This is a genomic window from Spirosoma pollinicola (assembly GCF_002831565.1).
Classification (GTDB): Bacteria; Bacteroidota; Bacteroidia; order Cytophagales; family Spirosomataceae; genus Spirosoma; species Spirosoma pollinicola.
Genome location: NZ_CP025096.1, coordinates 2,795,843 through 2,809,371, shown reverse-complemented (window position 1 = coordinate 2,809,371; position 13,529 = coordinate 2,795,843). Strand labels below are relative to the sequence as shown.

The window sequence follows — 13,529 nt, the reverse complement described above, 5'->3', positions numbered from 1 at the left end:
GCCTTTTTAATCCATACTTAATAACAGCTTAATGCTAACGACCGAATGTTGTACTGTCTTTTGACACTTATACTCCTACCGTACATTTGAATGAATACACAAGTAAAACCAATTACGCACTTCGTTCCGGCGAAAGGTCTTGCCGGATTCAAAGAAAACTGGCAGTCTGATTTATTGTCAGGTTTTCTAGTCTCCTTGATTGCCTTGCCACTGAGTCTTGGAATCGCTTCAGCCAGTAATTTTCCACCAATAATGGGCGTACTCACGGCCATTATCGGTGGCTTGGTCGTTGCCTTTTTTGCCGGGTCAGAACCAACGATCAAGGGACCGGCTGCTGGTTTGATTGTGATCGTTGCCGGTTGCGTTGACGAACTTGGCAAGGGCGATAACGATTTGGGCTGGAAACTGGCGCTGGGCGTCATTGTGGCAGCCGGTGTTGTACAAGTGCTAATGGGTATGTTGAAGGTGGCTAAACTAGCTGATTTCTTCCCACTATCTGCCGTACACGGCATGTTAGCGGCTATTGGCATTATCATTATGTCGAAACAGCTTCATCTTGCGGTAGGCATCGCTCCCTCGGAATTAAAAGGGAAAGAACCCCTCGAATTAATTGCAATGGTACCTCACAGCCTGTCGCATATGGAATGGCACGTGGCGGTTATCGGTATCGTAAGTCTGATTATTCTCTTTACGTGGCCAAACATTAAAAGTGCCGCTGTCAAACGCGTTCCTTCTGCGCTGGTTGTGTTGGTTGTTGCGGTTGCTCTAGGGTTATATTTTCACTTGTCTGATACAAAACTTTACAGTGCTATTAAGCCGCTGGTAAATCCTGGCGAGTTTAAGCTGTCCTACAATGCCGATTTTGGTGCCTGGTCTGGCGACAGCTTACCCATTGCGTTAAAATACCTGGCTATGTTTGCCCTGATCGGCACACTCGAATCACTCCTGACGGGTAAAGCTATTGACCTGTTGGACCCTTACAAACGTAAATCGAACCTGAGCAAAGATTTGACCGCCGTTGGCATTGGCAACATAGGAGCCGCATTATTGGGTGGCATACCTATGATTTCGGAAGTGGCTCGTTCATCGGCAAACCTGACCAATGGTGGCAAAACCCGCTGGGCTAACTTCTTTCACGGCGGCTTCCTGCTTTTGTTTGTCGTTGCGCTTGTGCCGCTCATTAAACTCGTACCCGTAGCTGCCCTTTCTGCTATCCTGATTGCTGTTGGTTTCCGTCTGGCTGCCCCTAAGGAGTTTCGTCACATGTACCATACGGGAGCCGAACAATTAATTGTATTTGTCATTACAATAATTGCTACCCTGACAACTGATTTGCTTATTGGCATTGCGGTGGGCATTATAACTAAGCTCATCATTCAGTTAGTACTCGGTTTGCCCCTGAAATACCTGTTCAATCCTGATCAAGAACTGGTTTCGAACGGTTCGCACCATATTTTGACAATCAACGGAGCAGCCGTGTTTACAAACTACCTGTCAATTAAAAAGCAACTGGATAGCATTCCGCAGGAAGCAGGTCAGCATGTAACAGTTGACCTTCACCATGCACAGTATGTTGACCATACAGTAATGGAAAACCTGCACAATTACGAGCGTGATTTTCAACTGGCTGGTGGCGACTTCCATGTTATAAATCTTGATGAACATAAGCCAATGTCCGCTCACCCGCTGGCGGCTCGTCGCAAGAGAGTACTGGCTTAATTTGCCGAATGCCCAATTTAAAAAGCCGTCTCTACTGGGGATGGCTTTTTTGGTTAGTACCCGGTTGTCCATGCCGAGCCAAATCATTGGTTTTGTGGAATAAGGGGTCTATAATTTTTATTTTGAATTTATTTTTTGGCAATAAAAATTAATTTTCAGTTGTTGTACACTGAAACGGGTTGTTACCAACAGCCAATAGGAATAAAAACAGAAATTTTGCGATCAAGTGTATGGGCGAAACGCTACCTTTGCGGCTCATAACAACGACGCGCCCCCGTCATGGATCAGTACTCATATATCGCCAACTCCGACGCGGCTTACGTAGACCAACTCTATCAGTCTTATAAACAAGACCCACAGACAGTTGACGAAAGCTGGCAGCAATTTTTCAAAGGGTTTGAGTTTTCTCTCGCCTACGGTGAAAAAGCTAACGGAAACAACTCCGGTGAATCGGCCGGATCAGTGAAACCAAATGGTGTTTCGTCAACTGGTTCAGCGAATGGACAAAACACGGCCAGTAAGCCGGTAGATGCCAGTCACGCAGAAAAGGAAGTATCGGTAGCCAGCCTCATTAAGGCATACCGGTCACGCGGCCACTTGCTGGCCAAGACGAATCCACTTAAAGAACGTAAAGACCGTCAACCACGCGTTGATCTTCCAGATTATGCGCTGTCGGAAGCGGATCTGGATACGGTGTTCGAATCAGGCAAATTGCTTGGTATCGGAGCCGCTACGCTTCGGGTTATCATGGAGTCGCTGCGGAAAATATACGCTGGTGACATCGGATTTGAATATATGTACATCCGCGAGCTGGATGTTAAGAACTGGTTGCGGAACAAGATTGAGAAAGAAGCGCTCGTTTTCATGCCTTCGCTGGATGAGAAAAAGCGTATTCTGGAAAAACTGAACGAAGCAACCGTTTTCGAAAACTTCCTCGCCACCAAATACTTAGGACAGAAACGCTTCTCGCTCGAAGGCGGTGAAGTAACAATCCCGGCATTGGACACGATCATTAGCCAAGCCGCCGATATGGGCGTTGAAGAGGTAATGATTGGTATGGCCCACCGGGGTCGGTTAAACGTCCTGGCCAATATTCTGGGCAAATCATACGAATCTATCTTCGACGGGTTTGAAGGCAATGTACCCGAACAGGTACACGGCGATGGCGATGTAAAATACCATCTTGGCTATTCGAGCCTGACCGAAACCAAGTCGGGCAAACAAATCAGTGTTAAACTGGCGCCTAACCCATCTCACTTAGAAGCGGTTAATCCAGTTGTTGAAGGATTTGTCCGGGCGCAGGCCGATGAAGAATATCAGGGTGATTTCACGAAAATCATGCCGATTCTGATTCATGGTGATGCCGCCGTGGCTGGTCAGGGTATTGTTTATGAAGTAACGCAGATGGCGAAACTGGCCGGGTATAAAACCGGTGGTACCGTCCATTTTGTGATTAATAACCAGATTGGTTTCACTACCGATTTTGATGATGCCCGCTCGTCGATCTATTGCTCAGACGTAGCCAAAATCATTGACGCCCCTATTTTTCACGTTAACGGCGACGATCCGGAAGCGGTTATTTTCTGCGCGAAGCTAGCCGTTGAGTTCCGGGAGAAATTTAACCGCGATGTGTTTATCGACATGGTTTGCTACCGACGCTACGGCCACAACGAAGCCGATGAGCCGAAGTTTACGCAGCCAACGATGTACAACATCATCGAAAAGCACCAGAATCCACGCGAAATCTACAAAGAGCTGCTCATCAAACGGGGCGATGTAGATGCCGAACTGGCAACGCGTATGGATACGGAATTTAAAAAGCAGTTGCAGGATCGGCTCGACCGCGTGAAGCAGAAGGCTGAAATTCCATACAAGCCGCTTCGCCTTGACCTCGATTGGGCCGAACTTCGGTTTAGCGAGCCGCAGGATTTCGAGAAATCGCCCGAAACGGGTGTTTCTGCCGAAACACTGCAAACCATTGGCAAAGCGTTGGTGAAACTGCCGGAAGGCTTCAAGCCGCTCAAGCAGATTGACAAGCTCCTGAAAGACCGGCAAACCATGCTCACCGACAGCAAGATGGTGAACTGGGGCACAGCTGAGTTGCTGGCTTATGGATCGCTGCTACTCGACGGCAAACCGGTTCGATTAAGTGGTCAGGATGTTCAGCGGGGTACGTTCTCGCACCGCCATGCTGTGCTGCACGATTCGGAAACGAACGCGTCATATTCGTCACTCGACTTCATTCAGGACGACCAGCAGAAGTTTCAGGTCTATAACTCGTTGCTGTCAGAATATGGCGTACTTGGTTTTGAGTATGGCTATGCTATGGCAAACCCGCACGCGCTGGTAATCTGGGAAGCGCAGTTTGGCGATTTCTCTAATGGCGCTCAATTGATCATTGATCAGTTCATTGCGGCTGGTGAGTCGAAATGGGGTATTCAGAATGGCGTGACTATGTTGCTCCCCCACGGCTATGAGGGTCAGGGACCGGAGCACTCCAACGCCCGCCCTGAGCGATATTTGCAGTTGTATGCCGATTATAATATGGTGGTGGCTAACATTACTACGCCTGCCAATCTATTCCATATCATGCGTCGTCAGTTGGTGTGGGATTTCCGAAAACCACTGGTGATCATGTCGCCAAAATCACTGCTACGTCATCCAAAATGCGTTTCGCCACTGGAAGACCTGACAACAGGCTCGTTCCAGGAAATCATCGATGATAGCTACGCACAGGCGAAAAAAGTGAAACGGGTGCTGCTTTGTACGGGTAAAGTCTATTATGACCTGCTCGACAAACAACAAACCGATCAGCGTGATGATGTGGCTATCGTGCGGCTGGAGCAACTTGCTCCACTGTCGAAAACACAGCTGGATGCCGTACTGGCAAAGTACAAAAAAGCCGAAGTCTTCTGGGTACAGGAAGAACCCGAAAACATGGGTTACTGGACGTATCTGTTACGTATCGGGCTGCATTACCCGGTTATTTCGCGTAAAGCCGCGGCTTCACCCGCAACCGGTTACCCAAAAATACATTCTCAGGAACAAGCCGACATCGTTCGGAGAGCGTTTGAATAAAAAAATAGTTAGTGAGTTAGTAAGTCAGTAAGTCGATAAGTCAGTAAGGCTGACGCATTCACAACTGACTTACTGACTTATCGACTTACTGACTTACCGACTAATTATTATGGCCGTTGACATGAAAATCCCTCCTGTGGGGGAATCCATTACCGAAGTAACCGTTGGCACCTGGTACAAGAAAGAAGGTGATCACGTAAAAATGGACGATGTACTTTGCGGACTTGACTCCGACAAAGCTACGTTCGAATTAACGGCCGAAGCCGATGGTATTCTGCATATTCTGGCACAGGAAGGTGATGTATTGCCTATTGGAGCCAGCATTTGTAAGATTGACGATGGTGGTAACGCCCCAAGCCCTGCCCCTGCCGCCGAACCAGCTGCGGTAGAAGCACCTGTTGCGGCTGCGCCAGCGCCACAGCCTGCGCCTGCCTTACAATCTGTAGCCGAACCAGCACAGGCTCCTGTTGCACAGGCAGCCACCAGTGTTATTGAGATGAAAGTTCCGGCTGTTGGCGAGTCTGTTACCGAAGTAACGATTGCCTCCTGGAGCAAAAAAGACGGGGATCAGGTTGCATTGGACGAAGTTCTCTGCGAACTTGAATCGGATAAAGCCACATTCGAACTTCCTGCCGAAGCGGCCGGGATTCTCCGTATTGTGGCCGAAGCTGGCGAAACACTGGCAATTGGGGCACTGATCGCTAAAATTGAAGTAGGGGCTGCGGCAGCCGCTCCGGCTGGTACACCTGCTCCTCAACCCGCAACGAGCGCACCAGCGCCCGAAGCGGCAACCAATGGACAAAATGGCAATGGGTATGCTGCTCATTACCCATCGCCGGCAGCGGCCAAAATCTTGGACGAAAAAGGCATTAATGCCCAGCAGGTTCAGGGTTCGGGCGTTGGCGGACGTTTGACAAAAGAAGATGCGATAAAAGCATCGCCTGCTCCGGCACCAGCCGCTCCGGCGAGTACCCCGGCTCCACAGCCAGCCGCAGCGAAACCTGCGGCACCAGCTCCCACTCCGGCAGCTCCAGCCGTACCGGGTAGCCGTAATCAGCGTCGTGAAAAAATGACGTCTCTTCGCCGGACAATTGCCCGTCGTTTGGTGGCTGTTAAAAACGAAACGGCTATGCTGACTACCTTCAACGAGGTGGACATGAAGCCGATCATGGATCTGCGGAATAAATTCAAAGAGAAATTCAAAGAGAAAAACGGCGTCGGGCTTGGCTTTATGTCCTTCTTCACAAAGGCGGTTTGCATTGCCCTGAAAGACTTCCCGGCTGTGAACGCCCAGATCGACGGAGACCAAATGGTCTTCAACGATTTTTGTGATATTTCAATTGCCGTTTCGTCTGATCGGGGTCTGGTAGTTCCCGTTATTCGCAATGCCGAGCAATTAAGCTTTGCACAAATTGAAAAAGAGGTTGTACGTCTGGCAGGTCTGGCCCGCGACAATAAGCTGACAATCGAGCAAATGACGGGTGGGACGTTCACGATCACGAATGGTGGGACCTTCGGCTCAATGCTGTCGACACCTATCATTAACGCGCCACAATCGGCTATCTTAGGTATGCACAACATCGTTGAACGCGCCGTGGTAGTCAATGGGGAGATCGTGATTCGACCAATTATGTACGTAGCCTTATCGTACGATCACCGCATTATTGACGGTAAAGAGTCCGTTAGCTTCCTGGTTCGCGTAAAACAGATTCTGGAAGACCCAACCCGGATTCTTTTCGATATGTAATCTGTAAAGTTTTACAATAAAAATGCCGCTCCGAGATTCGGAGCGGCATTTTTATTATAACATGGAGTGGTACTCCGTGCTGCCGTAGGCTAACATTGTTGAGCTACAAATTAGCCTACGGCTGCACGGAGTACCACTCCATGCTACAGTAAACGTTTCTTCGCCCGACCGGGACGGTCGGCACTACTCTACAATTAAGCTTACACCACCCATTTCGGTGGGTTGGGGAATACCCATTAAGTGTAAAATCGTTGGGGCAATGTCAGCGAGTTTACCGTCTTTCAAGGTTGGATGATAATCTTTATCAATCAAAATACAGGGCACTAAATTGGTGGTATGGGCCGTGTTGGGTGACCCATCCTCATTGGCCATAAACTCGGCATTACCATGATCGGCAATAATGATTGTTGTGTAACCATGAGCCAGAGCAGCTTCGGTAACAGCCTGAGCGCAGGCGTCAGCGGTTTCGGCGGCTTTGACTACCGCGTCAAATACACCCGTGTGGCCTACCATATCGGTGTTGGCGAAGTTGAGACAGATAAAGTCCGGCTCTTCGCTCTCCAACTCCGGAATAATCGCATTCCGAATGTCATAAGCCGCCATTTCAGGCTTCATATCGTAGGTTTTCACCGGAATGGTTATTTCTACGCCATGTTCGTCAAGAACGGTCATTTCTTTTGGCGACGGACATAACAGTCGCTTTTCGCCCGTAAAAGGTTCCTCACGACCACCCGAGAAAAAGAAGGTAACGTGGGGATATTTCTCGGTTTCGGCAATCCGAATCTGTTTCCGACCTGCCCCGGCAATAACTTCGCCCAGGGTATTTTGCAGGTTGTCTTTATCGAAAATTACCTTCACGTCAACAAACTCACTGTCGTAGTTGGTCATGGTGATGTAATTCAACGATAATTTCGTCATTCCCTGCTCCGGGAAATCCTTCTGCGTGAGGGCCTGGGTGATTTCGCGCCCCCGGTCGGTGCGGAAGTTGAAACACAGAACCACATCGCCCTCCTCGATAACAGCCACAGGCGAACCATCGGCATTGGTAACAATAAGCGGCTTGATAAATTCATCTGTAACGCCAGCATCGTAGGAGGTCTGCAACGCCTTTGTTACGTCGGCAGCAACAATTTTCTCGCCTTCGCCTTTCACCATTGCATCGTAGGCTATCTTAACCCGCTCCCATCGGTTATCCCGATCCATAGCGTAATAGCGACCAATAACACTGGCAATCTGCCCGGTCGACACGGCCATATGTGCCTGTAAATCGGCAAGATAATCAACGCCCCCTTTAGGGTCGGTGTCTCGTCCATCTGTAAAGGCATGAACAAACACATCGGTCAATCCCTGCGCCTGGGCAATCGACAGCAAGCCTTTTATATGATCGATGTGGGCGTGAACACCACCGTCAGACACCAGACCAATAAAATGTACCTTTTTGCCATTTGTTTTAGCATAGGCCAGGGCATCGACCAATACGGGCTCTTTGTCCAGCGTGTGCTCTTCTACAGCCTTGTTTACTTTGACTAAATCCTGATACACCACCCGACCGGCACCAAGATTCATGTGGCCAACTTCGGAGTTTCCCATCTGGCCAGCCGGAAGCCCAACGGCTAATCCAGACGCTTCCAGCTTACTATTCGGGTATTTGGGATAAAGCGAGTTCATAAACGGCGTGTGAGCCGCTTCGATAGCCGATACTTCGGGCTTGAGCGGAATGCCCCAGCCGTCGAGAATGATGAGAATTACTTTTTTGTCCATAAAAATAAAGAGCGAAAGAGCGAAAGAGCGCACCGGAACGCCGGACCGGAGTGAAAGAGCGAAATCATGTGGCTCACTCTTTCGCTCCGGTCCGGCGTTCCGGTTCACTCTTTCGCTCATTAAGATTATGCTGCTGAACCAAATACATAAGCAATTGACGACAACAGCGAAGGGTAATCTGGTAAACTTCCTCAAAAACTTCGGGGCCTTCGTAGTATGGGTCCGGCACGTTGGGCTGGTCGCTTACATCCGGGTCGAATTCACGAAGTAAAAAGATGGTGTCGTTCGTATAAAGCCCTGTGCTTCTATAATTTAGCTTTTCGATGGCTTCCAGATTTGTTTCGTCCATAGCTACGAAATAGTCAAACTGAGCCAAGTCTTCACCAATTAAACGACGGGCACGGTGCGTAAGTGTCAAACCATGTTCAAGCGCATTTTCACGGGTTCGACGGTCTGACAACTGACCGATATGAAAGGAAGCGGTACCCGCTGAATCGGCCTGAATCTGCTTATCCAATCCGGCTTCGGCAACCAGCATTCGGAACACCCCTTCCGCAACCGGCGACCGGCATATATTACCGTAACAAACGAAGAGGACGTTTATCATAATGGACAATGAATAATGCCTAATGAATAATTAACGGTGAACCGAGTCAGCATTATTAATTATCCATTAGGCATTATTCATCATTTTTCTAGTGGTTCATTCTGTTCATCGACAATGACAAACACATCTTCGCCAGGCTTTTTCATCAGGTATTTTTCGCGGGCGAATTTCTCCCGAAGGCGATCATTACCAAGCACTTCTCTACGTTCGGTCTGAACAGCTTTAATTTTAGCCTGGTAATAGCTGGCCTCTCCATCCAGCTCACGTAGTTTCCACCAGTTACGAATCTGGGTTGTCAGATCATTCGCGTCGAAAAACGTCATCCACCCCAGCAGCACTAAGCCAGTGGCGACGTAGAAATTGCGCCCGTAACGGAGAAGACGGTTTAGCATGAGGCTAATTAATGCATAATGAGTAATGTTTAATGAACAGTGGTTTCTACATCTGTTTTGTTATACATTACTCATTATGCATTTTACATTTAAAATTTAAGTCCTGGAAAATACGCTGTTTCGCCTAATTCCTCTTCAATACGAAGCAGTTGGTTGTATTTAGCCATCCGGTCTGAACGCGAAGCCGAACCCGTTTTGATCTGACCTGTGTTGAGGGCTACAGCCAAATCAGCAATGGTAGCATCCTCCGTTTCGCCCGAACGGTGCGACATGATGTTCTTGTATGCGTTACGCTTAGCCAGATTAACGGTATCAATCGTTTCGGTCAATGAACCAATCTGGTTCACTTTAACCAGAATAGCGTTGGCAATACCTTTGTCGATACCTTCCTGAAGGCGTGTTACATTGGTTACGAACAGATCGTCGCCAACCAGTTGTACCTTCGTATCTTTCAGGGCGTCGGTATGTGCTTTCCAGCCCGACCAATCGTCTTCGGCCATACCATCTTCAATCGACAGAATTGGGTATTTCGTAGCCCAATCTTTCCAGAAGCCAGCCATTTCCGACGAAGTCAGCTTGTCGCCGGTCGATTTTTTGAAGTGGTAAACACCAGCTTCAGCATCGTAGAACTCCGACGAAGCGGCATCCATAGCAATCCAGACGTCTTCGCCCGGGCGGTAGCCTGCTTTTTCGATAGCCTGAATAATGGTTTGAATCGCTTCTTCGTTCGATTTGATGTTTGGTGCAAAACCACCTTCATCACCTACGTTGGTAGCCAGACCCATCTTTTTCAACACACCTTTGAGCGTATGGAAAATTTCGGTACCCATCCGCAACGCATCCGAGAAACTGGCGGCATTGGCAGGCATAACCATGAATTCCTGGAAATCAATTGAGTTATCAGCATGTGAACCACCGTTCAGGATGTTCATCATCGGCACGGGCAGCGTGTTGGCATTAACACCACCAATGTACCGGTAAAGTGGCAAACCTGCTTCCTGAGCGGCTGCTTTGGCAGCTGCCAGCGAAACCCCCAAGATAGCATTGGCACCTAAACGGCCCTTGTTTGGCGTACCGTCCAGTTCAAGCATAATTTTATCAATCATGCTCTGTTCAAAAACCGAAATGCCAACCAGTTCTGGAAAAATCAACTCGTTTACGTTCGAAACGGCTTTCAGAACGCCTTTACCAACATATACCTTTGGGTCATCGTCGCGAAGTTCGACGGCTTCGTGGGTTCCCGTCGATGCGCCAGATGGCACAGCGGCACGGCCCAGATAGCCATTTTCGGTGCGGACGTCCACTTCAACAGTTGGATTGCCACGCGAATCCAGGATCTGCCGGGCATGAATGCTTTGGATAGTACTCATTGCAAAAAAATAAGAAGGGTTAACAACGAACTATTTTATCGTTCCGGCGTACCGGTTTATCGGGTTTGACTACCAAGTTGTTAGACTCGCTAGCTAACCAGCCGCAAAGTAACGCAAAACAGGTCAAAACTTTAGAACTGGAGCAGGATTGGTGTGTTACTTAATGAATAATTCATTGTCTACAGTGTCCTGAAACAGAAGTTATCAGAAAATGTTGTCTATTTGTGTGCTCATGAGTTGCCACTAAACCAACTATACCTATGCGAGGGCTTTTATATTTTTTGTTTTTCTTATTAGTTGTTTTCGGTCTGTTATATGCGCTTACCGGTTGGAGTTATAGTGATGGCGAACGTGCCGGAACAGTTTCCAAATTCAGCCGCCGTGGCTTCGTTTTCAAAACCTACGAGGGTGTATTGAACGTAGGTGGCTTTTCGGGAGAAACCGGCTCGCTGACACCCCAGTATTTTGATTTTTCGGTAAAAGACGATGCTGTAGCCGCTCAGGTTACGCAGGCGGTCAAAACCGGTCAGCGTGTTACGCTGCACTACGAAGAAAAAATCCTGAAATTTCCCTGGAACGGCGAAACAAAATATTACATCACATCGGTCGAAATAGTTGGTCCGCCCGCTCGTCCCTACAGTGATTCATCAGCTTATCCGGGCTATCAGCAAGGGCAGCAGCAACCGGCTCAGCCGCAACAAACGCAGCCCCAGAGCCAGCAACCGGCTCCCGTTCAGCAACCAGCTACCGCTGATTCGACCCTGTAAGCAAATGGAGACTAAGCAGCCCATCAAACAGTCTGAAAACGAGACAGTTGACGGGCTCTTTTCGTGCCAGAATTATCGAGCAGAAAAGGCATCCAAAAGCCTTAACTATTTTCAAAACTCATTTGGTAATCTGCCCATTTTTGGGTAATTTTATCTGTTTAAACAACCATCCTAACATGGCAAAATCAGATACGGCGCAAGCCACAGCATCTGCTAATGACAGTAAATTAAAAGCACTTCAAACGACCATCGAAAAACTGGATAAAGCGTTCGGTAAAGGCACAGTCATGCGCCTGAGCGAAAGCAAAGTCGTTGATGTTCCCGTTATCTCGACCGGTTCGCTGGGTCTGGACTTAGCCCTCGGTATCGGTGGCTTACCACGGGGTCGTGTTGTTGAAATTTATGGACCAGAATCATCCGGTAAAACCACACTGACCCTGCACGCAATTGCAGAAGCGCAGAAAGCCGGTGGTTTGGCCGCATTTATTGACGCTGAGCACGCTTTCGACCGGGTTTATGCCGAGAAACTTGGTATCGACGTTAAAAACCTGCTTATCTCGCAGCCTGATAACGGCGAACAAGCCCTTGAAATCGCCGAACACCTGATTAGTTCAGGCGCTATTGATATTATCGTTATTGACTCCGTGGCAGCCCTTGTACCAAAGGCTGAGATCGAAGGCGAAATGGGCGAGAGCAAAATGGGTCTTCAGGCTCGTTTGATGTCGCAGGCGTTACGGAAATTAACAGGCACCATCAACAAAACGGGTTGCTGTTGCATCTTCATCAACCAGCTTCGTGAAAAAATCGGTGTTATGTTCGGTAACCCCGAAACGACAACTGGTGGTAACGCGCTGAAATTCTATGCATCGGTTCGTTTGGATATCCGACGCATTGGCCAGATTAAAGAGGGTGCCGATAATATCATTGGTAACCGCACAAAAGTAAAGGTTGTCAAAAACAAACTGGCGGCTCCTTTCAAAGTTGTTGAGTTCGACATTATGTACGGCCTGGGTATCTCCAAAGTTGGTGAGATCCTTGATCTGGCTGTTGAAATGGAGATTGTTAAGAAATCGGGTTCCTGGTTCTCGTATGGCACCAGTCGCCTGGCGCAGGGCCGCGATGCCGTTAAAGAACTGCTTCTTGACAACCCAGAATTGATGGGTGAAATCGAAGGCAAGATTCGGGCAAAAATTGCCGTCGATGACGATATTCTTCTTGACCCTGTCCTTGCCGCTACTGCCGAGGACGACGAAGGTGAAATCGACGATTAAGCTTAAAGTTTTAGTGTAGTACCGACCGTCCCGGTCGGGTGTGAGTCAGATGACAGCTATGTCTCTTTTTCACACCTGACTGAGACGGTCGGTTTTATGAGAATTCATCATATTCTGGATTTATGTAAGTCCACTTCCAATTTTTCCAATCACAACATAAACCAGCCTTGACTGGATTTGTCAATATATAACGCACAATACGACGTAACTCATCTGAATCACGCACCAGCCGGTCATAGGTTTCCTCCTCCCAAAAGTCACCATTTACTTTTAGTACCTTGTTGGCTTCGTGTGCCGAATAGCTTTTGATTGAGTGCATTAACTGTTTTAATGAGTTTGCCCTTCCCGATTTGGTTGTTTCTGTAATGAGTGTAAAAGCCGCATGAACGTGATTAGGCATAATACAATAAGCAATCAAGTCGATTCTCTCGTCATTCCAAAAATGCAAAGAGTCCGTGACTATCTGTGCCACTCCATTATCCAATAAGTAAGCGGGACAGTAAGCACACAAGTCCAGCAATGCATCAAATTGACCAAAGTACCGTCTGTTCAGTTCATCAATTATTTTGATGGAATGATTTTCTAGTCTTATTACACGCGCTTTCTCGGCTTGAAATTTGTCAAGAAGTTGCTGTTTCACATGCACAGGTATGGAATTGTGAAGTCGATATGTAACGAAGAATGTCCCTAAGAGAGGCTGAATGTGAGGGAGCTTACGGCGGTATACTTCGGGTTCCATATGTGTAAGACAGCTACACCTTGTTACCGTCACACCCACGTAAAATGGACCGTCCCGGTCGGGTGTGAGTAAGATGAC

Annotated in this window: 10 protein-coding genes; 5 read left to right on the top strand and 5 right to left on the bottom strand. The window is 48.2% G+C overall.

Translation table 11 applies throughout. The annotated features are described in order from the left end of the window. Positions 1-90 precede the first annotated feature (90 nt). The 3 genes from CWM47_RS11810 (at position 91) to odhB (ending at position 6,544) form a co-directional block, all read left to right on the top strand. A complete protein-coding gene (locus CWM47_RS11810) occupies positions 91-1,719 on the top strand; it encodes a SulP family inorganic anion transporter (protein ID WP_100988169.1) in 1,629 nt (542 codons plus the stop codon). Positions 1,720-1,998: 279 nt separating this feature from the next. Continuing rightward, positions 1,999-4,797 carry a 2-oxoglutarate dehydrogenase E1 component gene (locus CWM47_RS11805; protein WP_100988168.1) on the top strand — a complete coding sequence of 933 codons (2,799 nt, stop codon included), beginning with the start codon at positions 1,999-2,001 and terminating at the stop codon, positions 4,795-4,797. Positions 4,798-4,906: 109 nt separating this feature from the next. Next, positions 4,907-6,544 (top strand): 2-oxoglutarate dehydrogenase complex dihydrolipoyllysine-residue succinyltransferase, encoded by a 1,638-nt coding sequence (odhB, locus tag CWM47_RS11800; protein ID WP_100988167.1) that lies wholly within the window; start codon positions 4,907-4,909, stop codon positions 6,542-6,544. A gap of 183 nt (positions 6,545-6,727) precedes the next feature. Here the strand turns inward: odhB and gpmI are convergent, their stop codons facing one another. The 4 genes from gpmI to eno all read right to left on the bottom strand — a co-directional run bounded on the left by gpmI (position 6,728) and on the right by eno (position 10,674). Then, entirely contained in the window at positions 6,728-8,305 is a 1,578-nt protein-coding gene (gene gpmI, locus CWM47_RS11795; RefSeq protein WP_100988166.1) for a 2,3-bisphosphoglycerate-independent phosphoglycerate mutase, read from the bottom strand. A 73-nt stretch (positions 8,306-8,378) separates the two neighbouring features. Next, positions 8,379-8,912: a low molecular weight protein-tyrosine-phosphatase gene (locus CWM47_RS11790; RefSeq protein ID WP_100988165.1), complete on the bottom strand. Its 534-nt coding sequence runs from the start codon at positions 8,910-8,912 to the stop codon at positions 8,379-8,381. Positions 8,913-8,992: 80 nt separating this feature from the next. Continuing rightward, a complete protein-coding gene (locus CWM47_RS11785; RefSeq protein ID WP_100988164.1) occupies positions 8,993-9,304 on the bottom strand; it encodes an FtsB family cell division protein in 312 nt (103 codons plus the stop codon). Between the two features lie 89 nt (positions 9,305-9,393). Further along, complete coding sequence (gene eno / locus CWM47_RS11780; RefSeq protein WP_100988163.1) at positions 9,394-10,674, bottom strand: phosphopyruvate hydratase; 1,281 nt, start codon at positions 10,672-10,674, stop codon at positions 9,394-9,396. Positions 10,675-10,934: 260 nt separating this feature from the next. Between eno and CWM47_RS11775 the strand changes: the two genes are divergently transcribed. Continuing rightward, entirely contained in the window at positions 10,935-11,441 is a 507-nt protein-coding gene (locus CWM47_RS11775) for a hypothetical protein (protein ID WP_100988162.1), read from the top strand. A 176-nt stretch (positions 11,442-11,617) separates the two neighbouring features. Beyond that, entirely contained in the window at positions 11,618-12,712 is a 1,095-nt protein-coding gene (gene recA / locus CWM47_RS11770) for a recombinase RecA (RefSeq protein WP_100988161.1), read from the top strand. A 94-nt stretch (positions 12,713-12,806) separates the two neighbouring features. Here recA and CWM47_RS11765 read toward each other — a convergent pair whose 3' ends face one another. Beyond that, entirely contained in the window at positions 12,807-13,451 is a 645-nt protein-coding gene (locus CWM47_RS11765; RefSeq protein WP_100988160.1) for a transposase, read from the bottom strand. Between the last annotated feature and the right edge of the window lie 78 nt (positions 13,452-13,529).